The organism is Aliiroseovarius sp. S1123 (assembly GCF_023015885.1).
Taxonomy (GTDB): Bacteria; Pseudomonadota; Alphaproteobacteria; order Rhodobacterales; family Rhodobacteraceae; genus Aliiroseovarius.
In genome coordinates this window covers 18,588-43,953 of the sequence record NZ_JALKBE010000005.1, presented here as the reverse complement: position 1 = coordinate 43,953, position 25,366 = coordinate 18,588, and the positions used below count along the sequence as shown (strand labels likewise).

Sequence of the window (25,366 nt, the reverse complement as noted above, 5' to 3'; positions counted from 1 at the left end):
CATGCAAGCTAGCAATCCCGCTGGGACAGGCGCAATAGAACTTCACGCTTGACTCTGTGATTGCCGAAACGAATCCCAACGGCGTTCTGCAAAATCAAATTTCTTGGGGGTTTAGCAAAAAAGAGCGTGCCCATTTGGACACGCTCTTTTTTTTGTGTTCGGATGCTATTCAGCGGTAAAACTGATTCAGCCCAGTGCTTTTACACGTGCGCTCAGACGCGAGATTTTACGCGAAGCGGTGTTCTTGTGGTAAACGCCTTTGGTGACGCCGCGCATCAGTTCAGGCTGAGCAGCTTTCAGAGCAGCAGCGGCGGCTTCTTTGTCGCCCGACTCGATTGCTTCTTCGACATTGCGCAGGAAGGTGCGGATGCGCGAACGGCGGGCTTTGTTTACGGCGAAGCGACGCTCGTTCTGACGGGCGCGTTTTTTAGCTTGGGGCGAATTTGCCATGTGTCTGATCCCTCTTTCGGGTGTGTTACGTTGTCTAAGCTGCGCGCACAGCACCCGACCGGGTTCAGAACCGGTGATTCTGGCCTAAGCGGGCCTCACGCGCATGGATGGGCTGCCCTTTAAGCCATTTCGGCCGCAAAGGGAAGCCCTATTGGTTTACTTGTCGCGGAACTGCGGCTGACGCTTTTCGGTGAAGGCGGCCATACCCTCTTTCTGATCTTCGGTCGCAAAGAGCGAATGGAAGACGCGACGTTCGAACAGGATACCCTCGGTCAGCGGAAGCTGCTCGGCGCGTTTCACGGTTTCTTTGATCGCCATTACAGTGACCATCGACTTTTCAGCGATCTTGGCCGCAGCCGACATGGCTTCATCCATCAGCTTCTTGGCGGGAACGACGCGGCTGACCAGCCCCGAACGCTCGGCCTCTTCCGCGTCCATGAAACGACCGGTCAGGTTCATGTCCATCGACTTGGCGCGACCAACCAGCTTGGTCAGACGCTGCGTGCCGCCCATGCCGGCCATCACGCCCAGGTTCACCTCGGGCTGGCCGAACTTGGCGGTGTCGGACGCGATGATGAAGTCACACATCATGGCCAACTCACAGCCGCCGCCCAGCGCATAGCCCGAAACGGCTGCGATGATCGGCTTGCGGATGCGCATGATTGCATCTTCTTCCGGGGTGAACAGGTCACCGGTGAACACGTCGACAAAGCTTTTCTCAGCCATCATCTTGATGTCGGCACCCGCAGCGAACGCTTTCTCCGAGCCGGTGATGACGATGCAACGCACCTTGTCGTTTGCCTGCGCTTCGGCCAGCGCCTCGCCCAGTTCGCCCAGAAGCTCCAGGTTCAAAGCGTTCAGCGCGTCTGGCCGGTTCAGCTTGACCAGCGTTACATGATCTTCGGTTTCAACGATGATGTTCTTATAGGCCATGGTTCCCCTGCCTTTGTCACGAGTGGTTGGAGCGGAGTCCTAACACGCCACCCCAATGGATCAAGCTATCTTTGGCATTGCGGGCAATAGAATGTCGAGCGCCCAGATTGCGTTATGCGGGCGATTTGCCCCGTGCAGCCAGAAGTGACGCAACGTTCACCCTCGCGGCCATAGGTGCGGAAATTGTGTTGAAAATAACCAAGATCGCCATCTGCCTGCCGGTAGTCCTTTAACGAGGATCCGCCGCTTTCAATCGCCTCCGATAACACATCTCGGATGATAGGAACCAAACTGGCAACACGCTGTTTCGAGATCTTCGCGGCCTTGCGCGCCGGGTGGATCCCAGCCCGAAACAGCACCTCGCAGACATAGATATTGCCCAGCCCCGCAATGATTCCCTGATCCAGCAGCGCCGTTTTGATGGGCGAATTCTTGGTACGCAGCGCCGCGACCAGATAGGATTCATCGAACTGGTTCCCCAGCGGTTCGGGCCCCAACACACGGATTAGCTTGTGATCATCCAGCGATCCGGTCGGGCACAGATCCATCGCCCCAAACCGGCGCGGGTCGTTGAAGGTCACACGCGCACCGTTCTCCATGTCAAAGACCACATGGTCATGCTTTTCGGGTGCGGGGTGTTCGTGATGAAACTTCCCAAGCTTGTGACCCGAGATCAGCATCCGCCCCGACATGCCCAGATGCACGATCAACGTCTCGTCCGTATCCAGATCCACCAGCAGGTATTTCGACCGCCGCCCAAGCCGCTGCACCGTCGCCCCGGTCAGACGCTCGGCCATCCGATCCGGGAACGGCCAGCGCAACCCCTCGCGCCGCGTCTCGGCCCGCCCAATCCGCACGCCCTCCATCACAGGCAGCAATCCGCGACGTACTGTCTCGACCTCGGGTAATTCGGGCATGTTGAAAGCCTCTCCATTGTGCGTCCCTTACTGTCACGATATGAGGGATCAACCGCAAGAAGCGAGTATGCCCAATGAGCACGTCAGACAACCGCACCACGCATTTCGGGTTCAAAACCGTGAACGAAGACGACAAGGCCGGAATGGTCCATGGCGTCTTTACCAACGTGGCCTCGAAATACGACATTATGAACGATGTCATGTCCGTCGGCATTCACCGCGTTTGGAAAGACGCGATGATGGATTGGCTGACCCCGCGCGACGGGCAGCGCCTGCTGGATGTGGCGGGCGGCACTGGTGACATCTCGTTCCGCTTTTTGGGCCGCGCCCCGGGGGCCGAGGCCGTGGTGCTGGACATGACCGAAAGCATGCTGGTCGAAGGTCGCCAACGCGCCGAAGCCTCGCACCTTGCCAATCATCTGGACTGGGTCGTCGGCGACGCCATGGCTCTGCCGTTTGAGGACAACAGCTTTGATCGCTACACCATCAGCTTCGGCATTCGCAACGTGACCCGCATTCCGGACGCGCTGAAGGAAGCCTACCGCGTGCTGAAACCCGGCGGCCGCCTGATGGTGTTGGAGTTCAGCCGGCTGCCTGATCAAGGCATGCAAAAGCTTTATGACCTCTATTCCTTCAACGTGATCCCGCGCATGGGCAAGCTGATTGCCGACGACTACGACAGCTATCAGTATCTGGTGGAATCGATCCGCAAGTTCCCCGATCAGGAAACCTTCGCCCGCATGATCGGCGAGGCCGGGTTTGAGAATGTGAAGTATCGCAACCTGTCGATGGGCATCGCAGCCCTGCATTCGGGGTGGAAAATCTAAGATGCGTGGACCTCACAACATCTGGCGCCTGATCCGAACCGGCGCGACCTTCCAACGCACCGGCGCAATGGGTGTCGTGCTGGACGCGATGAACGCACCAGCATCGATCCGCATCGCGGCCCATGTGGTCGGCTGGCCGTTCGCATGGCTTGGCAAGAAAGGGAACCCCGATCTGCCGCCCGTCACGCGCGCCATCACGGCCCTTGGTCCGGCCTATATCAAGTTTGGCCAAATCCTGTCGACCCGTCCTGACGTGGTCGGTCCAGAACTGGCCGACCAGCTGCAGTATCTGCAGGACAAACTGCCCCCGTTTGATCAGGCCATCGCCCGCCGCATGATCGAGAAAGAGCTTGGGATCGACATCGACACGGTATTTTCCGAGTTCTCTGAACCGGTCGCAGCGGCCTCGATCGCGCAGGTGCATAAGGCGCGGCTGGCCGACACCGGCGAAGCTGTCGCCGTCAAAGTTCTGCGCCCCGGCATCGAACGCGCCTTCCGCACAGATATCGACGCCTTCCACTTCTCGGCTCGTGTGATCGAGATGCTGTTGCCCTCGACCCGCCGCCTGCGCCCCACCGATGTGGTCGAGCATTTTGAGACCACCGTGATGGGAGAGCTGGACCTGCGCCTTGAAAGCGCATCCGCCAGCGAATTTGCCGAAAACACCGCGCAGGACGACGGCTTTGTCGTGCCCGAGGTGAATTGGGGGCTGACCGGCCGCACCGTCATGACCCTTGGCTGGGGCGAAGGCATTCCGGCCAACGATCTAGCCGCAATCCGTGCGTCCGGTCTGGATATGCACGGGCTGGGCGAACGCGTGTTGCAACTGTTCCTGTCCCACGCGCTGCGTGATGGGCTGTTTCACGGCGACATGCATCAGGGCAACCTGAAGTTTGCCACCAATGGCGACATCATCGCCGTGGACTTTGGCATCATGGGGCGGATCGACGAATACACCCGCCGCGTCTATGCCGAGATCCTTTATGGCTTCATCACCCGCAACTATCGCCGCGTCGCCGAGGTGCATTTCGAAGCTGGGTACGTCCCGGCCGACCGCGATGTCGAGGAATTTGCCCGCGCCCTACGCGCTGTGGGCGAGCCGATTTTCGGCATGAACGCCACCCAGATTTCCATGGGCCGCTTGCTGGCCTACCTCTTTGAAGTGACCGAGAAGTTCGGAATGGAAACCCGCACCGAACTTATCCTTTTGCAACGAACCATGGTCGTAGTCGAAGGCGTAGCCCGGTCGCTGTCACCGGACATCAACATCTGGAAAGTCGCAAAGCCCGTGGTGGAAAGCTATATCTCGAACTCGATCGGGCCGAAGGCTTTGCTGCAGGATCTTGTGCTTACCGCGCGTGTTCTGGCCCGTTTCGGCCCGCGCCTGCCCGAGCTGGCCGAAGCCGCATTGATCCGCCAATCCGAACCCCATCAGGAAAACGACCGCGCCCGCCCGTTGCGTGCGATGAGCTATGTGACCTTAGGTGGTGGCTTGGCTTTGGCGGCTGTTTGGATCTCAACCCTGCTCTGACGCGCGCTGTTCCAACGCGGCAACCTCGCGATAGGCGGCGTCTCCATGCGCGGCTTTCCAGTGGCAATAGCACGCCATGCGCCAATGAAAAAGCGGCGCCAATGCAGTGTAGCGCGCCACGCCAACGGCATCGCCGTCCGCTGCCAGATAGGCTGACAAAAAGGCCGACTGATCCTCGGCCGACAAGGGATGGTTGCCATAAAGAATCTGCATCGCCGGGGACAGGAAGATCGCAAGATCCGCAGCGGGGTCCCCAATGCTCGGGCATTGCCAGTCGATCAGGCGCAGCCCATCCTCCATCACCACGACATTTCCGGGAACCACATCCCCATGCAGAAACCGTCTGGTCGGCGGCGGAAGGTCGGTCATGACACTAGGTGAAGGCGACAAATCCTTCCCAATCGCACGCGCCATCGCCTGAGTCTCGGCGATCAAGGATACGGGCGAGGTGACCGTCTCGGGCAATTCCTCGGGCGGGGTGATCTGGTGTAGGCGGGCCATCAGGTGGGCAACCCCCCCAACCGCACCGCTCCACGGCACGCCGTCCACATGCCGGTAAAGCACGCTCGCGCCCAGCGCGCTGTCCAGAAACCCGACGAAATCGGGCGCAATCCCCTTGTCCGCCAAATGCTTCAACACCAACGCCTCGCGCGTGCCATCATTTGCAAACAAGGGCGTGGCGGCGGCGGTGTCATACAGCTTGCAGACAAGGTCATGCGGCATGTCGTCAGACGTGATGTGCCAGATCGGATTGCTCCGCCCGCCCATCAGATGGGACCATTTGGCGTGCTTGGACACATGCCCCTCTTCCTGCCAAATTAAGGCAAGTGCCTGTTGCAGAGCGTCTTGATCTTGCCGCTTGGCCAAATCATCCAACATGGTGTCGCGAAGTGTCATACGGGCTGTATAACCAACCCGCCGCGCGACGAAAACTTATTCAGCGGCTTCGCGCAGGGCGGAAACGGCATCTGCGGTCACCCGCTCGCCACTTTCCAGCACAAGCCATAGCTGCCCACCGTTGTTTTGCGTTTCAACAATCCGGCCATAGCTTTCCATTGGATCGGTCGACAGGTGCCGCCCGTTGCTTCGGCTGGTCAGTTCGAAGGAATAGACGCCGTGGGGCAACGCGTTCCCATACTGGTCGCGCCCATCCCACTCTACCGGGTCGGTCGAAACCGGCAGCGGTTCGCTGTCAACGATAGTGCCTTCAGCATTCTTCACCACCAGAATGACCTCATCCGCAGCTGCAACGGGATTCGGAGACAGGGTAATCGGATCACCATCAAACAGAACCGGGGCCGCCACGCGCGCCTCTTTCCCGACCCAATCCGCGATATCCGACATGCCCATTAGGCCCAACTGGGTTCCCATTGCCTTCAACAGATCATTGGTGCGCACCTGCTGTTCCACGCCTGAAAACGTCGCAAGCTGCACCGCATAATCGGATGACTCGATCGGATTGAGCGGATCCTGATTTTCCATCTGCGCGGTCAACATCACCAGAAATGTCTCGAAATCAGACGACACCATCGGCCCGTCCGAGGCCGACGCCTGCGTATAATCGGCCGGCGGCGCCGTCAGCGCGGCGGGCAGGGCTGTAGGGGTAACGTTCATGCTGTGCTCCTTAAACTCGAATATCCACACCAGTACGTCCCGCGATGGTCAGCACGCGCGACATAGGGTCTTCCGGCACGCTCTGCCGATCGACTTGCGGATCATGTGAGGGTTTTGCCGATCCACCCTCGGAATGCGTTCCGCCGCCCCCTTCGGATGTTTGCTGCTGAAACGTGAAACTGACGTCCGACATGCCAGATGCGCGCATGTCTTGCGCCAGCTGATCAATATGCCGCCGCATCAGATCCAGCGTGTCAGGTCGTTCGAAACTGAGAACCACATGCATGGTCGAGCCTTCAGACTGGAACGACATGCGCAGACGCCCAAGTTCCTCGGGGCTGAGCGTCAGTTCAACTGGGCGGTCTGGCTGCTGCCGGACGATCTCGGCGATTTGTGCCATGATGACGCGCGGGACTTCCGTCCCGCGAGTCTGCACAGCGGGCCTCAGATCACCCGCAGACGAAGACACCTGCTCGACCACGCGAAATCCTATGTCGTCGGGGACCGGACGTTCGGCCTCTTGCGCGAGCGTGTAGGTCCAGGGTGCATTGGCCAAAGGTAGTGGAGTTTGCCTCAGCATATCTGAAACTGGCACGGTCTGAGCACCTGGTTCTGTCGCAGGTCTGGGCGCGGGCGTGTCAGTCTTCAGCTCTTCGGCTTGCGCTCTCGGGCTACTCTTCTGTTGATCATGCTTGGCAACAGGGATGGAAATATATGCACCGGCGTTTTGCAATTCACCTGGCCGTAGAGGCGCGGCAATTTTGCCTTGGGAAGATTCCGCCATTGCTTCGGGATGTTCCAAAACCTGTCTGGACGTATCAGCAACTGTCCCAATGTCAGGGACCTGCGTCGCCGTTGCTGCAATACCCAGCTCGGGCATGCGATCACTTTGGAGATTGGGGTCAGATAGAACCTGTGTTCGGGCGGACAGCGCTTCCCGCGCGCGCCCTATGTCCAAAATATCCAAACGGGGAGCTGCGCGAGGTAGCTCGGCAATCAGCGCAGGAACATCGTTCGCCACCTGTTGTCCCGAAGCAGTTGCGAGCGTCTGGTCAGTCGGCACCACATATTCGGCGGTGGAATTTTCACCAGCATCCCCGGCCAACGCCTTTGGTGCTTCTGTTTCGGCGTGCTTCTGCGGCGTTCCCTCTATTTCTTCGGGCATGCCGGTAGGGCGCAAGTACCATGCCGGAACAGCTTCCAGCCACTTCTCCGCTGGAAGCGGCGCGGGCTCGGAGCTTACGGCCGTTGCAGCAGTCAAGTTCGGCTCCCCTGACAGCGAGCGTTCTGTCGGCTTGCTATCGCCCTGCGCTGCGACATCAGCCATGAGCCGTCCCGGGGCCGTCACCTCGGGCAACTTCTTTTGCACACCGTCCACTGGCTCGGTCGGGCGCGGGGGCAACTCAGCCGACCCTTCTCGAAGAGCGGGGTCGACATCTGATAGCGCTTCAGAAATCTCCGCATCACCCATAGCGCCAGCATCTGGTTCAACCACCGTTACCAGATGCAGTTCCATCGCCCCCTTCAGGTTCTTCTGATCCAGAAAAACCATGTCAAACGGCATCGCCAGCGACCCAATCGACTCGCCCAAATCCGCAACAGGGATTTGAAGTTCACGTTCTGCCTGTCCCGCATGTGCGAAAAGAAGCTGTGCAATATGCATATGTTCCGTCCGGGATTTCTGCCTCGGTTGAACGCAGATTTGCAGACGGGAATTACCAAATCTTTACCGCTGGCAGCGAGACTTGGAAAAACTGTGATCAATTTGAAAGGTCGACATCATGGATCCTGTTTCAGGTGTATCGCACACTGTCGCGACGTATAAACCGATCGCAACAGACCAAGACAAAGCGCTTTGGGACGCCGCCAAAGAGCTTGAAGCAAGCTTCCTATCCGAGATGCTGAAATCCGCCGGGATCGGTAAGACGCCCGACAGTTTTGGCGGCGGGATAGGAGAGGATCAATTCGCCTCGTTCCTACGGCAGGAACAGGCCCGCGGCATGGTCGATAGCGGGGGGATAGGCCTTGCCCAATCCCTATTCGAAGCTTTGAAGGAGCGTTCTGATGCACAAGGTTAAAGCTCTGCGCACCCTGCTCGAGGATGAACGTCAGATGATTCTAAATGGCAATTTTCGCGATCTACCCGCACTGACCAAAGCAAAAGAGGATGCCCTGTCACAGCTTGGGGAATCATCTGCCACCCAGAAACAGCTTGCAGAGCTTCAAACCATAGCAGCACGCAATCAAAGCCTATTAACTGCAGCTGCGAACGGCATTCGCTCTGCGCGCAAGCGACTCGAAGCCATTCGCGATCGAGATCAGGGCATCAAAACATACACGCGGACGGGTGCATCACGCATCCTGTCGCGAAAACCTTCGAGTTTTGAGAAGCGTGCCTGAACTGGCTCTGTTTAGTTCAACTTGTATGGAATCTAGCCTGCGAGATTCAGTATTCGTTCAGAGTTTCCACTGCAGTTTCGCTTTGCATCTAAACGGATGGCGCAGCCGATTAAGTTGGCTTGCAGATGTCAGAAGGCAAAGACGCCCCACGTGAAACCGGGGTGAGGGAAACAGGCGCAAAGCGCCGTAGACTGAAGGAAATAAAATATGTCCAGCATTCTGACCAACAACAGCGCGATGGTTGCGCTTCAAACGCTGAAATCCATCAACTCGAACCTTGCCAGCACGCAGGCCGAAATCTCGACTGGTAAATCGATCAGCTCGGCCAAAGACAACGCAGCAGTCTGGGCCATTTCGAAAGTGATGGAGTCCGACGTGAAGGGTTTCAAAGGTATTTCGGAAAGCCTCTCGCTGGGGGAATCGACCGTCGCCGTTGCACAGAAAGCTGCGGAAACGGTGACCGATCTTCTGACCCAGATGAAAGGCAAGATCGTTGCCGCTCAGGAAGAGAACGTGGATCGTTCGAAGCTGCAGACAGACATTGCTGCGCTGCGTGATCAGATCGGTTCGGTTGTGAACGCGGCCCAGTTCAACGGTTTGAACTTGATCGATGGATCCAGCACCGACACGATGGATGTTCTGGCCTCGCTGGATCGTGATTCGTCGGGCAACGTGACGGCCCGTCACATCGAAGTCGACCGCCAGAACCTGTCGGTGACCACTCCGGTGACCTCGGCAGCATTCGGGACCACCGACCCGGCAGACCAGGCAGCAGCCAACGCGTTGATTCAGGCGGGTGCGAACAACACCCAAATCAACGATGCGGCTTTTGACCCGGCCTCGCCGACTGCAACCATCGCAGATGGCGGCGACCTGACCTTTACGATCGGTTCGGTTAGCGAGGGCCACAGCTATCAGGTCATCCTGGATGACGTGAATGTCAACGTGGCCGGCGGCGGCACATCGCTGGGTCAGCGTACCTTCGAATATGTCGCTGGTGCCACTGACGGTACAGCTGACGTTGCACAACAGTTGGTTTCGCAGATCAATTCGTTCTTCGCGGCAGCGACCGGATCGGCTGAAGGCTACTCGATCACGCAAGGAACCGGCAGCAATACCAACCAGTTCACCATCACGAATGCGGCTGGCGGTGTTACTGACGCCATCAACGTGGGCGTGCGTGCGCAAACTGGTGGTACGCCGGGGACCACCACAGCATCGGGTGGCCTAGGCAGTCTGCAAACCATCGACGTAACCACCGACGCTGGCGCAACTGGCGCGCTAACCGCAATCGAGAGCCTGATCGACCAGTCGATCGACGCCGCAGCTGCCTTTGGTTCGGCTCAAGGCCGGATCGAGACGCAGTCGAACTTTATCTCGTCTCTGTCCGACTCGCTGACCTCGGGAATTGGTGCGCTTGTGGACGCGGACATGGAGGCAGCCTCGGCACGTTTGCAAGCGCTTCAGGTTCAGCAACAACTGGGCACGCAGGCACTGTCGATTGCCAACCAGGCGCCGCAGAACATCCTGTCGCTGTTCCGCTAAAGGGCTGACCGTGGGGCGCCAAAATGGCGTCCCGCACTCCCTTTTCACATGACCACTATTGTTTCCGGAAGGACATCCTGTGACCGCTATGAACATGACCAAAACGGCTTATGCGGCAACTCAACACACCGTTCGCACACCGCGCGGTATCGAATACGAGGCTTTTGCCCGTATTACACACCGCCTGAAATCCTCGGCAGAGAAAGGCCGCAGCGAATTTGGGCAACTGGCGCAAGCCATTCACGAAAATCGACAGCTTTGGACTTTGCTGGCCGCCGACGTGGCCGCCGACGACAACGGCCTGCCCGCCGATCTGCGCGCCCGCATTTTCTATCTCTATGAATTCACCAATCAGCATTCGCGCAAAGTTCTGAAGGACCCTGATGAGGTCAGTGCGCTTGTCGAAATCAACACCGCCATCATGCGCGGTCTGCGCCAGACAGGAGTAGCAACATGAGCGGATTGGTCCTTAAACTCAGCCCGAAAGAACGTGTGTTGATCAACGGTGCCGTGATTGAAAATGGCGACCGAAGATCGCGACTTTCCGTCGTTACGCCAAATGCTAACATCCTGCGCCTGAAAGATGCGATCCACCCTGAGGAAGTCAACACGCCTGTCCGACGGGTCTGCTATATTGCACAACTGATCTTGTCAGGAGACGCCAAGAAAGATGACGGACAGCTCCAACTGCTGCGTGGAATTGAACAGCTGAGCCAGGTGCTGACTGACCCCGACAGCCGCTCGATTCTAAGCACTGCCACCGGTGCGGTTCTTGACGACCAGTTCTATCAGGCGCTCAAACAACTCAGATCCTTGTTGCCACGTGAAGAGCGCCTTCTTTCGGCGCGGTTCGCATGAGCTATCAACCGGTCATACCGTTCAGCGGCGCGGCCGGTTGGGCTTTCTTGCAGCGCACGAAAGATGTGCAGCAAGCCGCGTTCGAGAGCGGCGCGGTCCTTCAACGCGACGTGCAGTATTTCCAAGACAATATCGGGGGCATCACAACAGCCGAGCAATTGGTAAGCGATCGCCGACTGCTCTCCGTCGCGCTTGGGGCTTATGGGCTGAGCGACGATATCAATAACACCTATTTCATCCGCAAGGTCCTGGAAGACGGAACGCTAAGCGCTGACGCATTGGCCAACAAACTTTCTGACCAACGTTACTTTGAAATGGCCCGCGATTTCGGGTTCGGGGATTACAACATACCACGGACCCAGATCTCGGACTTCGGCACGAAGACCGTTGCGGCGTACAAAGAACGACAGTTCGAAGTTGCGGTTGGAAACCAAGATCAGGACATGCGCCTTGCGATGAGCCTTGAACGCGATCTTGGAAATATAATTGGCAAATCTACATCTGATGCAGGCAAATGGTACTCGGTCATGGGCAACCCGCCTTTGCGCCAGGTATTCGAAACCGCTCTGGGACTTCCATCTTCTTTCGGGACCATCGACATCGACAAGCAACTTGAGGTCTTTCAGCAGAAGTCCGAACGCTATTTCGGGTCGTCTACAATTGACCAGTTTTCGGATCCGGAACAGCTGGACGAACTGACCCGCCTGTTTCTTGCACGTTCTCAGATCGCACAGGGAACAGCAGCGTTGAGTTCGAACTCGATCGCTCTGACATTGCTGCAGAACGTTTGACGCTAGCCCGCACTTCTTGCCATGCACTCCGCCAGCCGATCGAAGCTGGAACGCGTGTCCACCACCTCAGGCGCTGCCAAGAAGCCCTCGATCTTTGGCCAAGCCTCAACCGCATGATCAAGCATCGCATCCGATCCTGCGGAATAAAGCCCAGCCTGGATCATCATTTCGGACCGATCGTACAATCCCAACAGCTGGCGCCCTGCGAGAATAAGGGCGTTCTCATCGTCCGAAGCTGCCTCGGGCAGCGCGCGCGACACCGACCGCAGCACATCAATCGCCGGGAACCGTCCGCGTTCCGCGATCTTTCGATCCAACACGACATGACCATCCAGAACCCCGCGCAGGATGTCCGCCACAGGTTCTTCCATATCTGACCCTGCCACGAGAACCGAGAATACGGCCGTGATGTCGCCGCTCTGATCGACGCCAGGGCCGGCCCGTTCACAAAGCGACGTGATTTGCTGCGTTGTGGATGGGGGAAAGCCACGTAGATTTCCGTTCTCACCCGAGGCAAGCGCAATCTCGCGATGCGCCTCGGCAAACCGCGTGATGCTGTCGGCCAGAAACAACACCTGTCGCCCCATATCCCGGAAGTGCTCGGCAACAGACATCGCCATCCACGCACACCGGCGTCGCATCATCGGTGATTGGTCCGATGTCGCAGCAACGACAACGGCACGTTTCATCCCTTGCTCGCCCAAGACACGTTCAACAAACTCACGCACCTCGCGCCCGCGCTCGCCAATCAACGCAATCACGACCACATCGGCGTGTACGCCGCGTGCCAGTTTCGCCAGCAATGTTGATTTCCCTACACCAGAACCTGCAAAAAGCCCGATCCGCTGCCCGGAAACAATCGGAAGAAAGGTGTTGAACACGGTCATTCCGGTCTCAAGCCGATCACCCAAGGGACGGCGCGCGGTCGGGTTCGGCACCTCGCCCTTTAATGCGCGCGCCTGCGTTCCCTGCAGGATCGGCTGTCCATCCAGACTTTGCCCCAACGGATCCACAACACGTCCAATCCAGCTGTCATCCGGGGCGATACTGGTTCCGCCCAGCAACACGACCTCGTCCCCAATCTGAAGCCCCGTGCAGTCCCCATCTGGCAGAACCGAAATGTTCCCACCCGACAACCCCAGAACCTCGCCCATGCGGGGGGCTCCCTTCCGCGGTTGGATTTGCACCAGATCCGCTTGCGCGGCGATTTTTGCAAGCCCAGACACCTCGACCATACCTTGCCGAATGTGAGTCACGCGCCCGATATGTCGAACGACTTGCAACGATGTCACCGCTGCAGACACCTGCTCGAACCCAACATTGTGCATCGGCATTCTCCTAAAATTTTCGTTGAAACTGTTTATAAAGGAATCAGGGTTAAGCCTTGGTTGAAGCCAATCGAGGGAGAAGCCCCGATGTTTGAAAAACTGAGTATTTTTGCCAAGGCAAACGACCTTGCGCTCCATGCTGCGGCACGGCAGTCCGTCATCGCGCAGAACGTGGCGAATGCGGATACGCCGGGGTATCGCGCCCGCGATGTCGCCTCGTTTGCCGAGACGTATCAGCCCGACCGGCCCGACCAGATGCGTGCAACGCGCAGTGGGCATTTCGGGGCAAATTCGGCAACATCAGCACCCGCAGAATCCAATGTCGTTTACCGCGCTGGTGCGACTTCGCCCAATGGGAACTCTGTCTCGCTTGAGACCGAGATGATGATGGCCGCCGAAGCCAAGCGGGATCACGACATGGCACTGGCTGTTTACAAATCCACGCTGGGCATTGTGCGCAGCTCACTGGGGCGGAGGTAACAGGCCATGAGTGATCTTCGCAATTCGGTCACCGCAGCCGCGTCAGGCATGAAAAGCCAGGCCAACCGCCTGCGCCATGTGTCCGAGAACATCGCCAATGTGGACACGCCCGGCTATCGCAGAAAGATGGTCAGTTTTCAGGCCGCCCTTGAAGGTGGGCGCGCCACTGGGCTGGTGGAAACGGGACGCGTCCAGTTGGACAAGTCCGCCCTGCCCAGCATCTATGACCCATCACATCCGCTTGCTGATGAAAGCGGTCACTATCAGGGCTCCAACGTGGATCTGGTGATCGAGATCGCGGACGCCCGCGAGGCCCAGCGGAGCTATGAGGCCAACCTGAAAATGTTCGACCAGTCGCGCCAGATGTCGCGCGGGCTTCTGGAATTGCTGCGCCGGTAGGAGGATAGATTATGGATATTCGTGCAACACTTGCGTCACAGCAATATGCGGCTTCGCGTCAGGCGGCTCAGCCGACGGCAAATAATGAACAAAAAGTGAACGGCTTCGCGAGTGTCGCGCAGGACTTCGCCCAGACCGTACAAAACGGCGAGCGCACCGCGATGGCGGCGCTGTCTGGCGATGCAGATCCGCATGCGTTGGTACAGGCACTGGCCCAGACCGAGCTGGCTGTCGAGACCGCGGTGACCGTCCGCGACAAGGTGGTCGAAGCCTATCAGGAAATCCTAAGGATGCCGGTCTGATGGACGAGATTATCTTTTATGACACGCTGCGCGCGGGGCTTTGGGATGCGGTCTTGATCTCGCTGCCCATCCTGTCGGTCGCGTTGATCGCGGGTCTGATCGTTGGTCTGTTCCAAGCACTGACCTCGATCCAGGAAATGACCCTGACCTTCGTGCCCAAGCTGGTGGCCATTCTGGTCGTCTTCTGGGGCAGCATGGGCTTCATGACCGAAACGCTGGTCAGCTTCTTCCAGCTGCGTGTCGTTCCCTTGATTGCAGGAGGCTGAGATGGACAATATCGGCTATACATCCCTGACACGGCAATCCGGCTTGATGCGCGAAATGCAGAGCATCGCCAACAACATTGCCAACGCCTCGACCACCGGATTCCGGCGCGAGGGCGTGATTTTTTCTGAGTATATTCATGCACTTGACCGGGACGACCCCTCGTTATCCATGGCGACAGCCAACACGCGCGCGCTGAATTTGGAACAAGGGGCGCTGACCCAAACCGGCGGCACGTTCGACTTTGCCATCGAAGGCGATGGGTTCTTTCTTCTGGACGGGCCGACCGGCCAGTTTCTGACCCGCGCGGGTGCCTTCACGCCCTCTGCCGAGGGCGAGCTCGTGACCCCTGACGGCTATCGCCTGTTGGACGGTGGCGGATCGCCCGTGTTTATCCCCCCGGATGCGAAAGCCGTATCGATGGCCGCAGATGGGACACTGTCGGCTGATGGCCGGGCGCTGGCCCTGATCGGGCTGTTTACCCCGGTGGATCAAAACGACCTGCAGCACCGCGACGGCGTCCGGTTCGAAGCGCCCGGCGGTGTCGAACCCGCCCTGACCGAAGCCTCGATACTGCAAGGATTTGTCGAAGGGTCCAACGTCGATCCCATCGCCGAAATCGCCCGCATGATCGAAGTCCAGCGCAGCTATGAGCTGGGTCAGAAATTCATGGAAAAAGAGGATGAACGCATCCGCTCGGTCACCAAAACGGTCATCGGACAATAGGAGGCTTAAATGCGCGCACTGAACATTGCAGCAACCGGGATGTTGGCCCAGCAAATGCGGGTCGAAACGATCTCGAACAACCTCGCGAACATGTCGACCACGGGCTACAACGCCCGCCGGGCCGAGTTCGCAGACCTGCATTATCAACAGGCCACGCGGGCGGGCACGATCAATGCTGCGGACGGGACGGTTCTGCCCACCGGCGTCCAGCTGGGCCTTGGGGTGCGCCCAACCTCGGTTACGATGATGGTGCAGCAGGGCACACTGGCGCAGACCAATGGCGATCTGGATCTGGCGATCGAAGGACGCGGATATCTGGAAGTCACGCTACCCTCGGGCGCGTCAGGCTATACGCGGGACGGCGGGCTGAAACTGTCTGGCGACGGCTTGATCGTGACCTCGGACGGCTATCCCGTCGTGCCTGAAATCACCATTCCCAGCGACGCGCGCCAGATCTCGATCAACGCAGACGGCGAGGTCTATGCCTATTTCGAGAACACAATCGAACCCGAACTTATGGGCGCATTTACCCTCGCCGGCTTCACGAACGACAAGGGGCTCGAGGCGATTGGATCGAACCTGTTTCGCGAAACGCCTGCCTCGGGCCCGGCCTTTGTCGGGGCCCCCGGCACGGACGGGCGCGGGACGCTTCGGCAGGGCTATCTGGAAAACAGCTCGGTCGACGCCGTTCGCGAAATCACCGAACTGATCGCGGCACAGCGCGGCTATGAGCTGAACTCGAAAGTCATCACCGCAGCCGACCAGATGCTTGCGGCAACCACACAGGTGCGCTGATGAACCGGTTTCTGACACTCCTTTTTATAGGGATCGCCGTACCGGCTGCCGCCGATACCGTTGTCGCCGCCAAGAACCTGCGGCCCGGCATGATCGTCTCGGCACTGGACGTAAAGTTGGTCGAAGCCGAGATCCCGGGTGGTTTTCAGTTGCTCGAGGACGTCATCGGGCAAGAGGCGCGCGTGGTGCTATACGCTGGTCGGCCCGTCCTACCGAACGACATCGGACCACCTGCACTGATCGACCGAAACCAGATCGTCACCCTGATCTATACCGCCGGACCAATGACCATCCTGGCCGAGGGGCGCAGCCTTGGCCGCGGCGCCGTCGGGGACCGTGTGCGGGTGATGAACCTGTCATCACGCACCACGATCACCGGTTCGGTGTCCCCCAATGGCGACGTCATCGTCTCGAATTCTCACACCCAATTTTGACAAGGAAAACCCATGCGTTTGATCCTGCCCATCCTGATCTTGTCCATATCAGTCTCTGCCTGTGCCCGCATGGAGAATGTCGGCAAAGCCCCCGAGCTGAACCCCGTTGAAATGAGCGCGGAACATCAGGCGATGCAAGCCTCGGCGCTGCCGCAGGACATTCCGCAGCAAGGAACGGTGGACCGTTCGTCCCTGTGGAGCGGCGGGCGCCAATCGCTGCTTGGCGATCGACGTGCTCAGGGTTCGGGTGACATCCTGACTGTAGTGATCGAGATCAATGATCGCGCCGAGTTCTCGAACAGCTCGTCCCGCGCGCGTGGCGCTTCCGATGACATGGGCGTTCCAAACCTGATGGGTATACCGCAGTTCATCGACAACAGACTGCCCGAGGGTGCTTCGATGGCGAATGCGGTCGGGATGTCGTCAAGCAGTGCGTTTAATGGCAATGGGTCGGTTAAACGAAACGAGAAACTGGAACTGCGCGTAGCGGCGACGGTCGTGGGGACGTTGCCCAACGGCGTGTTGAAAATTCAGGGCACGCAAGAGGTTCGGGTCAATTTCGAACTGCGCGAGCTTCTCGTCACGGGCTTCGTGCGACCGGAAGACATCTCGCGCCAGAACGAGATCCCGTATGACAAGATCGCCTCAGCGCGCATTTCCTATGGCGGTCGCGGTCAGATCACCGACGTTCAACAACCGCGCTATGGTCAGCAAATCGCTGACATCATTCTTCCGTATTAAAGGGGGTCAAGATGGGCAAAATCATCCCTATCATTCTCGCCCTGATCGGGCTTGGGGTCGGCGCGGGGGCAGGCATGTTGCTTCAGCCTGAACCTGAACCCGTCGCGATGAATCCTTGCGGTGACACAGACACTGTCGCAAAGGACGAACACGAAGACACGGCCGAGGGCACGCCCACCGATACTGAGTTCGTGAAGATCAATAACCAGTTCGTGGTACCCGTCGTTTCCGATGGAAACATCGCGTCCCTAGTGGTGATGTCTCTGAACATCGAGGTCGATTTGGGTGGGCGTGAAACGGTTTACCAACGCGAACCCAAGCTTCGTGACGAATTCCTTCAGGTAATGTTCAACCACGCCAACACGGGTGGGTTTGACGGCGTGTTCACGCAATCAAGCCGCTTGGACCCTCTGCGCAAGGCCTTGCTTGAGGTGGCGCAATCCATTTTGGGGCCGAGCGTGAAAGATGTGTTGGTGACAAACATCGTGCGGCAAGACACCTGAATTTTAGGCGCCGCCACGACGCGTTTCACCACTTTGTTTGAAATACTTCAACCTGCCCAGCGATGTTGTTAGTCTGCCCATAAGGGAGACCATTGAATGCAGTTGAAATCCGTAGACGTATCGAAGACCGCATCAGCCACCACCATCATTTTCGAGGCATTGAAACAGGCCATCGTCGAGGGTGAGCTGGAGGACCGCACTCCGCTGCGGCAGGATGAGATTGCGAAGATGTTCAACACCTCGCGCATCCCCGTCCGCGAGGCCATCCTGAAGCTGGAAGAACACGGGTTGGTGACGTCCCAACGCTATAAAGGGGCTGTTGTGTCGTCACTATCGCAGGACGAGGTACGCGAGATCTTTGACTTCCGCGCCCTGTTAGAACCGCATGTCATCGCGCAAGCCGTTCCACAGATGGATGCCGAGACGCTGCGCATTGCCCGCGGACACTATGAAGCACTGGCCTCGTCGAACGATTCTTCGGAATGGGGTGATCTGAACCGGAAATTTCATGCGACGCATTATGCCGCCAGTGGACTGACATATCATCTGGCCGCCATCGACAATGCCCTGAACCGGATCGATCGCTATCTACGGGCGCGCATCATGATGGATGATGGCATGATCCGCGCCAACCATGACCACCTGATGATTCAGGAAGCATGCGAGGCCGGGGACGCAGAAAAAGCGGCCGAATTGACACTGACCCATATCGAAGAGGCACGCGACAAGCTGTTGGCCTACCTGAAGTAAGCCGCGCAAGGATCCGAAAAGACCAATCCTATTCGATAAGTGTGGTAACGCTGCCCAGCCCGTCGATCCGCGCAACGCAGGTATCGCCCGACTGAAGCGGGCCGACATTTTCAGGCGTGCCTGTGAAAATCAGATCCCCCGCGCTGAGCTCTACCAGCGTCGACAGATAGGCGATCACGTCCGCCACCGGCCAGATCAAATCGGAAATATCCGAGTTCTGGCGCGTCTCGCCATTCACGGCCAGCGAAATGGCACCTTTGGTGAAATGCCCCACCGCGCCGACAGGGTGCAGCTCTCCGCAAGGGGCTGAACGGTCAAACCCCTTCGCCATATCCCACGGACGCCCGTTCGATTTCGCATCCGCCTGAACGTCGCGCCGGGTCAGGTCATTACCAACCGCATAGCCCCAGACATGATCCAACGCGGTATCGGCTGCGATGTTCGACCCGCCTTTGCCAAGCGCCACGACCAGCTCGACCTCGTGATGCAGGTTCGACGTGCCCGGCGGATACGGGATGCTTGCCCCATCCGCGACCAGCGCGTCGGCGGGCTTGGAAAAGAAAAACGGCAGCTCCCGATCCGGGTTCGATCCCATCTCGCGCGCGTGGGCCGCATAATTCTGCCCGACGCAGAAAATCCGACGTACGGGGAATTTCTGGTCCGAGCCAGCGATAGGAAGAAACGGTTGTGCGGGAGCGGGAACAGCCCAAGTCATTTCAGGAACACCTTGCCTTTCATCGTGTCTGCAATCGGCGCACCCATCAGCGACAGGACGGTGGGCGCAAGCTGAGTTTGGCACAGAATATCGCTGTCATCGACAACTTCCGCATCGCCGAAATAGTAAAGCGCGACGTCTTGCTGCAGGTCTTCATGCCCGCCGTGATGGCCACGATCCGTTTGACCGTGATCTGCGGTAACGATCACGTCAAAGCCCTGATCCCGCCAGCGTTTGATAAACGGCGCCATCTGTTCATCCATCTTGAAACAAGCGTCATCCATTTCATGACATTCGTGCCCGAAGCGGTGCCCCATGCTGTCCAGCGTGCACGTGTGTAGGATACCGTAATCAATGCCTTTGCGTTCACACAGCATGGTCAGCGTGCCAAACAGGCCGACATCAGCCGGGGTGCATTGGTTGATCATCCCATAACCGGTCATCGTATGGAAACGCCCGTGGTTGATCGTGGTGCTTTCGGGCTCGTCATATTCCACATCGCGCACGACATCGAAGGGCGCGCGGTTGAAGAACTCGGACCAGAAGGAATGCGTAACCGCGCCCGTTACGCCACCTGCCTTGCGGACTTGGCTGAAAACATCGTCATGCGACAGGCGGAAGACATCGTGGTTACCGGTGCAGCCATGTTCCTGCGGGGAGACCCCCGTGTGGATCGATGCATAGCAGCTGGCCGAGGTCGACGGCAGCACAGCCCGCATCTTCAGAAGCTTCGCATCCCCCGATTGCACCCAGCCTTCCAGATTGCCGAACAGCCGGCGCCAGTTGCGATGCGGCACCCCGTCGATGATGAGAAGCAGGAGTTTTCTGTCCATATCAGCGCCCTTCCAGATTGCGCGTTGAGTTGCCTCAGACTAGGCGCGGGGCGTCACGGATTTATGTAACAGACGCGCCAAATTGGGTCGGTTTTGGCCCGAGAAAAGAAAACGGGGGCGCAATAGCGGCGCCCCCGTTACTTTCGAATTGCCGAAATCAGTTGCCGGCGCTTGCCATTTTGCGGTTCCCCACGACCTCTTCCAGCCACCCAAGACGCATCTCGGGAACAGAGCTGAGTAGCAGGTCGGTATAGTCGTCGAACGGAGGCTCCAGCACCTCGGCTTTTGGACCATAGCGCACGACGCGCCCCTGATACATCACGGCGATACTGTCCGCGATGGCCCTCACCGTCGCAAGGTCGTGCGTGATGAACAGATAGGCCACGTTTTCGATTTTCTGAAGATTTTCCAGAAGCTTCAGAATGCCATCTGCCACCAGAGGGTCCAGCGCCGATGTCACCTCGTCACAGATGATGACCTTGGGCTTGGCGGCCAACGCACGGGCAATACAGACACGCTGTTTCTGCCCGCCGGAAAGCTCGGCCGGATAGCGATCCATGAACTCCGGACCCATCTCGATCTCTTCCAGAAGTTCCAAGATCCGCTTTTTCTTTTCGGCGCCTCTCATGCCGAAGTAGAATTCAAGCGGGCGGCCGATGATCGTGCCCACGGTCTGACGCGGGTTCATAGCGACATCCGCCATCTGATAGATCATCTGAAGCTCGCGCAGGTCATCGCGGGTGCGGCCTTCCAGATCCGAAGACAGGTCACGCCCGTCGAAATGGATCTTTCCCTCGCGGGGCGGCAACAGGCCGGTGATCACGCGGGCCGTGGTCGATTTGCCCGATCCGGATTCACCCACAACAGCCAACGTCTGGCCTGGGTGAAGCTCCATGGTGACATTGTGCAGAACATCGAAATTCGTGCCCTTATAGCGGGCTGTGACGTTCTCCACGGTCAGAATTGGATTGTCCGTGGGCGGCTTACCATCATGCTGGGTGGACCGGACCGAGACCAGATCACGGGTGTATTCCTCAACGGGATTGTTGATGATCTGATCCGTGGTGCCATGTTCAACCATGTCACCCATGCGCAGCACCATGATCTCGTCCGAGACCTGAGCCACCACCGCAAGATCGTGCGTGATATAAAGCGCCGCGACACCGGTATCCCGAATGGCTTCCTTGATCGCCATCAGAACGTCGATCTGCGTGGTCACATCCAGCGCGGTGGTGGGTTCGTCGAACACCACCAGATCAGGCTCGGGGCACAGCGCCAAGGCCGTCATACACCGTTGCAGCTGGCCACCCGACACCTGGTGTGGATAGCGATCGCCGATTTTCTCGGGATCTGGAAGCCCCAGCTTTGCGAACAGCTCGACCGCGCGCGCTTCAGCCTCTTTCTTCGAGAACTTGCCCTGATGCAGCGACGCTTCGATCACCTGCTCCATGATCTTCTTGGCAGGGTTAAAGCTGGCCGCAGCCGACTGGCTGACATAGGTCACCTCAGTCCCGCGCAGCTTGCGCAGATCGCGCAGGCTGGTGCCAAGGATCTCGCGACCATTGACCCAGACCTTGCCGCCGGTGATCTCGACCCCGCCCCGGCCATAGGCCATCGAAGCCAGACCGATGGTGGATTTTCCAGCCCCGGATTCTCCGATCAGACCCAGAACTTTGCCCTTTTCCAGTTCAAAGGACACACCGTGCACGATGTCGATATCGCGGGGCTTTTCGCCGGGCGGATAGATCCGCGCGCCGATTTTCAGGTTTTCGACCTTCAGAAGTTTATCGCTCATCCGCGGCCTCCTTTCAGGCTGGTGGTGCGGTTCAGCACCCAGTCGGCAACAAGGTTCACGGAAATTGCCAGCGTCGCGATGGCGACCGCGGGCACAAGGGCTGCTGGTATGCCATAGACGATGCCGTCTTTGTTTTCCTTCACGATGCCGCCCCAGTCAGCATTCGGCGGTTGCACGCCAAGGCCAAGGAACGAAAGCGTCGACACGAACAGCACTGCAAAAATGAAGCGCAGGCCCATTTCGGCCACCAAAGGCGACAGCGCGTTGGGCAGGATTTCGCGGAAGATGATCCAGCGACGGCCTTCGCCGCGCAGTTTGGCAGCTTCAACAAAGTCCATGACGTTGATATCGACAGCAACCGCACGGGCAAGGCGATAGACACGAGTCGAATCCAGAAGGCCCATCACAAGGATCAGGATAAGCAGCGTCACCGGCATGACCGACAGCACGACAAGTGCGAAGATCAAGGTCGGGATCGACATGATCAGGTCGACGAAACGGCTCATTGCCTGATCGACCCAACCGCCAACCACGGCAGCTGTGAAGCCAAGGATCGAGCCCAGCGAGAAGCTGAGAATCGTGGCCGCGGTGGCGATAAAGATCGTCGTCCGTCCGCCATAGATCATGCGGCTTAACAGGTCGCGGCCGATATTGTCCGTGCCCAGCCAGTGCTCGGACGAGGCTGGCTCCCAGACATCACCAACGATTTCAGTCATCGGATAGGGCGAAATCAACGGGGCGAAGATTGCCATGAAGAAATAAAGCCCGGTGAAGAACAGGCCAATCATGGCCGCAGGGGGTATTCTCATCATTTCGGATGCCTCAGCCTTGGGTTCGCCAGGATCGACACGATGTCAGCCACCATATTCAATCCGATATAGACCGCCGCGAAGATCAGACCGCAGGCCTGCACAACGGGCACGTCACGTTTGGCTACGTGGTCGACCAGATACTGGCCCATGCCGGGATAGACGAAGACCACCTCGACAACCACAACGCCCACGACGAGGTACGCAAGGTTCAGCATGACCACGTTCACAACCGGTGCGATCGCATTCGGGAAAGCGTGGCGCGCGATGACCTGAAAACTTGTCAGGCCTTTCAGTTCAGCTGTTTCGATATAGGCCGACTGCATCACGTTCAGAATAGCGGCACGCGTCATGCGCATCATGTGCGCCAGCACAACCATGGTCAGAACGGTCACAGGCAGCGCAATAGCGTTGAGCTTTTCGCCCAAGGACATGCTGTCATAGATCGTGGAAACAGTGGGCGCCCAGCCCAGTTTCACGCCGACATAGTACATCAGCACATAGCCGATCAGGAATTCCGGCACCGAGATCGACGCCAGCGTCACCGCCGAAATCAGCTTGTCAGGCCAGCGCTCGCGATAGCGCACAGCCAGCAAGCCAAGGAAAATGGCAAGCGGCACGGCAACTACGGCAGCCCAGAAGGCCAAAAACAGCGTGTTTTTCAATCGCCCGCTAAGGCTTTCGACAATATCGCGCCCATTGGTCAAGGCCGTCCCAAGATCGCCCTGCAATGCACCAAACAGCCAGTTGAAATAGCGTGTGGTGGCGGGCTGATCCATGCCCAGCTCTTTTCGGAGGTTGGCAAGGCTTTCAGGTGTAGCGGATTGTCCAAGGATGTTTTGTGCGACATCCCCCGGAAGGATGGTGGTGCCCGCAAAGATCAGCACCGACGCTGCGAGAAGAAGAAGGGTGCTCAGCGCCAAGCGCTGAGCCACCAGTTTAAGGACGGGATGCATGAGCTGGCCTTATTTCAACCAGCAACGCGATGTCGCCAGACCTGCCATCAGTTCAGCATTCGGATCCGGCATATAACCACCGATATCGTTGCTGATCCCATCGATGAAGTCATTGAACATCGGGACAATCACGCCGCCTTCGTCATGCAGGATACGTGCCATGTTGCTGTACAGATCTTTGCGCTTGACCGGATCAAGTTCCGCCTTGGCTGCCTGCAGCATGTTGTCGAAATCAGCGTTGTTGAAACGGGTGTCGTTCCAGTCAGCCGTCGACAGATACGCGGTCGAGTACATCTGGTCCTGAACCGGGCGACCCGTCCAGTACGACGCACAGAAGGGCTGCTTGTTCCACACTTCCGACCAGTAGCCATCGTTCGGTTCACGCTTGATTTCCAGCGGAATGCCAGCGGCGGCTGCGCTTTGCTGGAACAGCTGTGCTGCGTCGACAGCGCCCGGGAAGGCGGTTTCAGCGACGCGCAGGACGATCGGAGTACCGTCATGGCCCGAGTTCTTATAGTGCTCGGCTGCTTTGACCGGATCGTATTCACGCTGCTCAAGGCTGTCATCGAACAGCGGGTAGGCTGCGTTGATCGGAACATCGTTGCCGACGCCACCATAGCCACGCAGGATCTTGTCCACCATTTCCTGACGGTTGATTGCGTATTTCAGCGCAAGGCGCAGCTCTTTGTTGTCGAAGGGCGGCGTGTCAGTGTGCATGATGAACACATAGTGGCCACGGCCCGAGACGTTCTGAACGGTAATGTTGGGCGCGCGATCCAGCAGGTTGGCGATTTTCGGATCAACCGAGTTCACCATGTGTACCTGACCGGACTGCAAAGCCGACATACGAGCAGTGGCATCGTTGATCACCAGGATCTCGACCGAGTCCGCATGACCTACGCTGTCATCCCAATGGTTGGCAAACTTGGTAAAGGTGTGACGAACACCGGGCTCGTTGCTCTCGATCTGATAGGGGCCAGTGCCGATCCCTGCGGTGGGATCATCCATGCCGCCATTGGGCTGGATGGCGAGGTGGTAGTCGGCCATCAGATAGGGAAGGTCAGCATTCGGCGTATCAAGGTTCAGCGTCAGGGTGTTGCCGCTGACCGACATGCTTTCGATGCCTTTTACGATGCCCAATGCACCCGATTTGGATTCTTCGTTCGAATGACGCTCGATGGTTTTCATCGCGTCTTCGGCGGTCAGGGTTTTACCATTGTGGAACTCGACACCCTGACGAATGTTGAAGTGCCAGGTTTTCGCGTCGGCCGAGCTGTCGATGCTTTCAGCAATGCGCATATCGATCTCGCCGGCGGGCGAGACGTTTACAAGTGTATCACCCCAGTTGCCCAGAGCAGCCCGCGGCGTCTGAGAAGCAACCAGACCCGGATCCAGCGAGTCCGTACCCGCGCCGCCATTCATACCCAGCTTGATGGTGCCGCCCTTGTTGGGTCCAGCCGCCAACGCAGCCGACGACAGCATGGTGCTTGCCGCAGCCGTCGACACGCCCAAAGCACTTGCGCGACCCATAAAGTCACGACGTGACAGTTTGTTTTCTGCAACGCGTTTAGACAGATATTCGAGTTCTTTTTTCATTGATGGCTCCCTGAGTTTTTCAGCACTGCGAGTGGCGCGCTGTATTTTATTGGTTCGGCCAATAGAGTTGCCCA

Annotated in this window: 31 protein-coding genes; 18 read left to right on the top strand and 13 right to left on the bottom strand. The window is 58.3% G+C overall.

Going from position 1 to position 25,366, the window contains the following annotated elements:
• Positions 1 to 186: 186 nt before the first annotated feature.
• The 3 genes from rpsT to mutM all read right to left on the bottom strand — a co-directional run bounded on the left by rpsT (position 187) and on the right by mutM (position 2,300).
• Positions 187 to 450 carry a 30S ribosomal protein S20 gene (gene rpsT, locus MWU53_RS10670; protein WP_247093135.1) on the bottom strand — a complete coding sequence of 88 codons (264 nt, stop codon included), beginning with the start codon at positions 448 to 450 and terminating at the stop codon, positions 187 to 189.
• 156 nt (positions 451 to 606) lie between these two features.
• Positions 607 to 1,383 (bottom strand): enoyl-CoA hydratase, encoded by a 777-nt coding sequence (locus tag MWU53_RS10665; protein ID WP_247093133.1) that lies wholly within the window; start codon positions 1,381 to 1,383, stop codon positions 607 to 609.
• A 65-nt stretch (positions 1,384 to 1,448) separates the two neighbouring features.
• Positions 1,449 to 2,300: a bifunctional DNA-formamidopyrimidine glycosylase/DNA-(apurinic or apyrimidinic site) lyase gene (gene mutM / locus MWU53_RS10660; protein ID WP_247093130.1), complete on the bottom strand. Its 852-nt coding sequence runs from the start codon at positions 2,298 to 2,300 to the stop codon at positions 1,449 to 1,451.
• 74 nt (positions 2,301 to 2,374) lie between these two features.
• Here mutM and ubiE point away from each other — a divergent pair, with 74 nt between their 5' ends.
• Positions 2,375 to 3,127, top strand: coding sequence for a bifunctional demethylmenaquinone methyltransferase/2-methoxy-6-polyprenyl-1,4-benzoquinol methylase UbiE (ubiE, locus tag MWU53_RS10655; protein ID WP_247093128.1), 753 nt, complete (start codon positions 2,375 to 2,377; stop codon positions 3,125 to 3,127).
• Between the two features lies 1 nt (position 3,128).
• Positions 3,129 to 4,658 (top strand): 2-polyprenylphenol 6-hydroxylase, encoded by a 1,530-nt coding sequence (gene ubiB, locus MWU53_RS10650; RefSeq protein ID WP_247093126.1) that lies wholly within the window; start codon positions 3,129 to 3,131, stop codon positions 4,656 to 4,658.
• Here ubiB and MWU53_RS10645 read toward each other — a convergent pair.
• The 3 genes from MWU53_RS10645 to MWU53_RS10635 are packed head-to-tail and all read right to left on the bottom strand — an operon-like array spanning position 4,644 to position 7,935.
• Entirely contained in the window at positions 4,644 to 5,555 is a 912-nt protein-coding gene (locus MWU53_RS10645; RefSeq protein ID WP_247093124.1) for a phosphotransferase, read from the bottom strand. The genes ubiB and MWU53_RS10645 overlap by 15 nt on opposite strands.
• 36 nt (positions 5,556 to 5,591) lie before the next feature.
• Positions 5,592 to 6,272: a flagellar hook capping FlgD N-terminal domain-containing protein gene (locus tag MWU53_RS10640; protein WP_247093122.1), complete on the bottom strand. Its 681-nt coding sequence runs from the start codon at positions 6,270 to 6,272 to the stop codon at positions 5,592 to 5,594.
• Positions 6,273 to 6,282: 10 nt separating this feature from the next.
• Positions 6,283 to 7,935, bottom strand: coding sequence for a flagellar hook-length control protein FliK (locus tag MWU53_RS10635; protein WP_247093120.1), 1,653 nt, complete (start codon positions 7,933 to 7,935; stop codon positions 6,283 to 6,285).
• A 118-nt stretch (positions 7,936 to 8,053) separates the two neighbouring features.
• Between MWU53_RS10635 and MWU53_RS10630 the strand changes: the two genes are divergently transcribed.
• From MWU53_RS10630 to MWU53_RS10605, 6 genes are all read left to right on the top strand, one after another.
• Positions 8,054 to 8,350 carry a rod-binding protein gene (locus MWU53_RS10630; RefSeq protein WP_247093118.1) on the top strand — a complete coding sequence of 99 codons (297 nt, stop codon included), beginning with the start codon at positions 8,054 to 8,056 and terminating at the stop codon, positions 8,348 to 8,350.
• The gene (locus tag MWU53_RS10625) at positions 8,337 to 8,672 is read left to right on the top strand and encodes a hypothetical protein (protein ID WP_247093116.1); all 336 of its coding nucleotides are present in this window, start codon (positions 8,337 to 8,339) and stop codon (positions 8,670 to 8,672) included. Before MWU53_RS10630 ends, MWU53_RS10625 begins: the two co-directional genes overlap by 14 nt.
• Before the next feature lie 207 nt (positions 8,673 to 8,879).
• Complete coding sequence (locus MWU53_RS10620) at positions 8,880 to 10,217, top strand: flagellin (RefSeq protein ID WP_247093114.1); 1,338 nt, start codon at positions 8,880 to 8,882, stop codon at positions 10,215 to 10,217.
• A gap of 88 nt (positions 10,218 to 10,305) precedes the next feature.
• Positions 10,306 to 10,674, top strand: coding sequence for a flagellar biosynthesis regulator FlaF (flaF, locus tag MWU53_RS10615; RefSeq protein WP_247093513.1), 369 nt, complete (start codon positions 10,306 to 10,308; stop codon positions 10,672 to 10,674).
• A complete protein-coding gene (gene flbT / locus MWU53_RS10610; protein ID WP_247093112.1) occupies positions 10,671 to 11,075 on the top strand; it encodes a flagellar biosynthesis repressor FlbT in 405 nt (134 codons plus the stop codon). The genes flaF and flbT overlap by 4 nt, the downstream gene beginning before the upstream one ends.
• Positions 11,072 to 11,866 carry a DUF1217 domain-containing protein gene (locus MWU53_RS10605; RefSeq protein ID WP_247093110.1) on the top strand — a complete coding sequence of 265 codons (795 nt, stop codon included), beginning with the start codon at positions 11,072 to 11,074 and terminating at the stop codon, positions 11,864 to 11,866. Before flbT ends, MWU53_RS10605 begins: the two co-directional genes overlap by 4 nt.
• A 2-nt stretch (positions 11,867 to 11,868) precedes the next feature.
• Here the strand turns inward: MWU53_RS10605 and MWU53_RS10600 are convergent, their stop codons facing one another.
• Positions 11,869 to 13,194, bottom strand: a complete 1,326-nt coding sequence (locus MWU53_RS10600) for a FliI/YscN family ATPase (protein ID WP_247093108.1) — start codon at positions 13,192 to 13,194, stop codon at positions 11,869 to 11,871.
• Between the two features lie 87 nt (positions 13,195 to 13,281).
• Here MWU53_RS10600 and MWU53_RS10595 point away from each other — a divergent pair, with 87 nt between their 5' ends.
• From MWU53_RS10595 to MWU53_RS10550, 10 genes are all read left to right on the top strand, one after another.
• A complete protein-coding gene (locus tag MWU53_RS10595; RefSeq protein WP_247093106.1) occupies positions 13,282 to 13,674 on the top strand; it encodes a FlgB family protein in 393 nt (130 codons plus the stop codon).
• A gap of 6 nt (positions 13,675 to 13,680) precedes the next feature.
• Positions 13,681 to 14,073, top strand: coding sequence for a flagellar basal body rod protein FlgC (gene flgC / locus MWU53_RS10590; protein ID WP_247093104.1), 393 nt, complete (start codon positions 13,681 to 13,683; stop codon positions 14,071 to 14,073).
• Positions 14,074 to 14,084: 11 nt separating this feature from the next.
• Entirely contained in the window at positions 14,085 to 14,375 is a 291-nt protein-coding gene (fliE, locus tag MWU53_RS10585; protein WP_247093102.1) for a flagellar hook-basal body complex protein FliE, read from the top strand.
• The gene (locus MWU53_RS10580) at positions 14,372 to 14,641 is read left to right on the top strand and encodes a flagellar biosynthetic protein FliQ (RefSeq protein WP_133487000.1); all 270 of its coding nucleotides are present in this window, start codon (positions 14,372 to 14,374) and stop codon (positions 14,639 to 14,641) included. Before fliE ends, MWU53_RS10580 begins: the two co-directional genes overlap by 4 nt.
• A 1-nt stretch (position 14,642) precedes the next feature.
• On the top strand, positions 14,643 to 15,365 hold the full coding sequence (locus MWU53_RS10575; RefSeq protein ID WP_247093100.1) for a flagellar hook-basal body complex protein: 723 nt from the start codon (positions 14,643 to 14,645) through the stop codon (positions 15,363 to 15,365).
• Between the two features lie 9 nt (positions 15,366 to 15,374).
• On the top strand, positions 15,375 to 16,160 hold the full coding sequence (gene flgG, locus MWU53_RS10570; RefSeq protein WP_247093098.1) for a flagellar basal-body rod protein FlgG: 786 nt from the start codon (positions 15,375 to 15,377) through the stop codon (positions 16,158 to 16,160).
• Positions 16,160 to 16,594 carry a flagellar basal body P-ring formation chaperone FlgA gene (gene flgA, locus MWU53_RS10565; RefSeq protein WP_247093096.1) on the top strand — a complete coding sequence of 145 codons (435 nt, stop codon included), beginning with the start codon at positions 16,160 to 16,162 and terminating at the stop codon, positions 16,592 to 16,594. Before flgG ends, flgA begins: the two co-directional genes overlap by 1 nt.
• Before the next feature lie 12 nt (positions 16,595 to 16,606).
• Positions 16,607 to 17,335 carry a flagellar basal body L-ring protein FlgH gene (flgH, locus tag MWU53_RS10560; RefSeq protein ID WP_247093094.1) on the top strand — a complete coding sequence of 243 codons (729 nt, stop codon included), beginning with the start codon at positions 16,607 to 16,609 and terminating at the stop codon, positions 17,333 to 17,335.
• Positions 17,336 to 17,346: 11 nt separating this feature from the next.
• Positions 17,347 to 17,838 carry a flagellar basal body-associated FliL family protein gene (locus tag MWU53_RS10555; RefSeq protein ID WP_247093092.1) on the top strand — a complete coding sequence of 164 codons (492 nt, stop codon included), beginning with the start codon at positions 17,347 to 17,349 and terminating at the stop codon, positions 17,836 to 17,838.
• Positions 17,839 to 17,934: 96 nt separating this feature from the next.
• Positions 17,935 to 18,588 carry a GntR family transcriptional regulator gene (locus MWU53_RS10550; protein WP_247093090.1) on the top strand — a complete coding sequence of 218 codons (654 nt, stop codon included), beginning with the start codon at positions 17,935 to 17,937 and terminating at the stop codon, positions 18,586 to 18,588.
• 28 nt (positions 18,589 to 18,616) lie between these two features.
• On the opposite strand, the gene MWU53_RS10545 is transcribed toward MWU53_RS10550, so the two are convergent.
• The 6 genes from MWU53_RS10545 to MWU53_RS10520 form a co-directional block, all read right to left on the bottom strand.
• Positions 18,617 to 19,303, bottom strand: a complete 687-nt coding sequence (locus MWU53_RS10545) for a fumarylacetoacetate hydrolase family protein (RefSeq protein ID WP_247093088.1) — start codon at positions 19,301 to 19,303, stop codon at positions 18,617 to 18,619.
• Positions 19,300 to 20,136 (bottom strand): alkaline phosphatase family protein, encoded by an 837-nt coding sequence (locus tag MWU53_RS10540; RefSeq protein ID WP_247093086.1) that lies wholly within the window; start codon positions 20,134 to 20,136, stop codon positions 19,300 to 19,302. Before MWU53_RS10540 ends, MWU53_RS10545 begins: the two co-directional genes overlap by 4 nt.
• 157 nt (positions 20,137 to 20,293) lie before the next feature.
• Positions 20,294 to 21,931: an ABC transporter ATP-binding protein gene (locus MWU53_RS10535; protein ID WP_247093084.1), complete on the bottom strand. Its 1,638-nt coding sequence runs from the start codon at positions 21,929 to 21,931 to the stop codon at positions 20,294 to 20,296.
• On the bottom strand, positions 21,928 to 22,743 hold the full coding sequence (locus MWU53_RS10530) for an ABC transporter permease (protein WP_247093082.1): 816 nt from the start codon (positions 22,741 to 22,743) through the stop codon (positions 21,928 to 21,930). The genes MWU53_RS10535 and MWU53_RS10530 overlap by 4 nt, the downstream gene beginning before the upstream one ends.
• Positions 22,740 to 23,696: an ABC transporter permease gene (locus MWU53_RS10525; RefSeq protein ID WP_247093080.1), complete on the bottom strand. Its 957-nt coding sequence runs from the start codon at positions 23,694 to 23,696 to the stop codon at positions 22,740 to 22,742. Before MWU53_RS10525 ends, MWU53_RS10530 begins: the two co-directional genes overlap by 4 nt.
• A 9-nt stretch (positions 23,697 to 23,705) precedes the next feature.
• Positions 23,706 to 25,292 carry an ABC transporter substrate-binding protein gene (locus MWU53_RS10520; RefSeq protein WP_247093078.1) on the bottom strand — a complete coding sequence of 529 codons (1,587 nt, stop codon included), beginning with the start codon at positions 25,290 to 25,292 and terminating at the stop codon, positions 23,706 to 23,708.
• Positions 25,293 to 25,366: the final 74 nt, after the last annotated feature.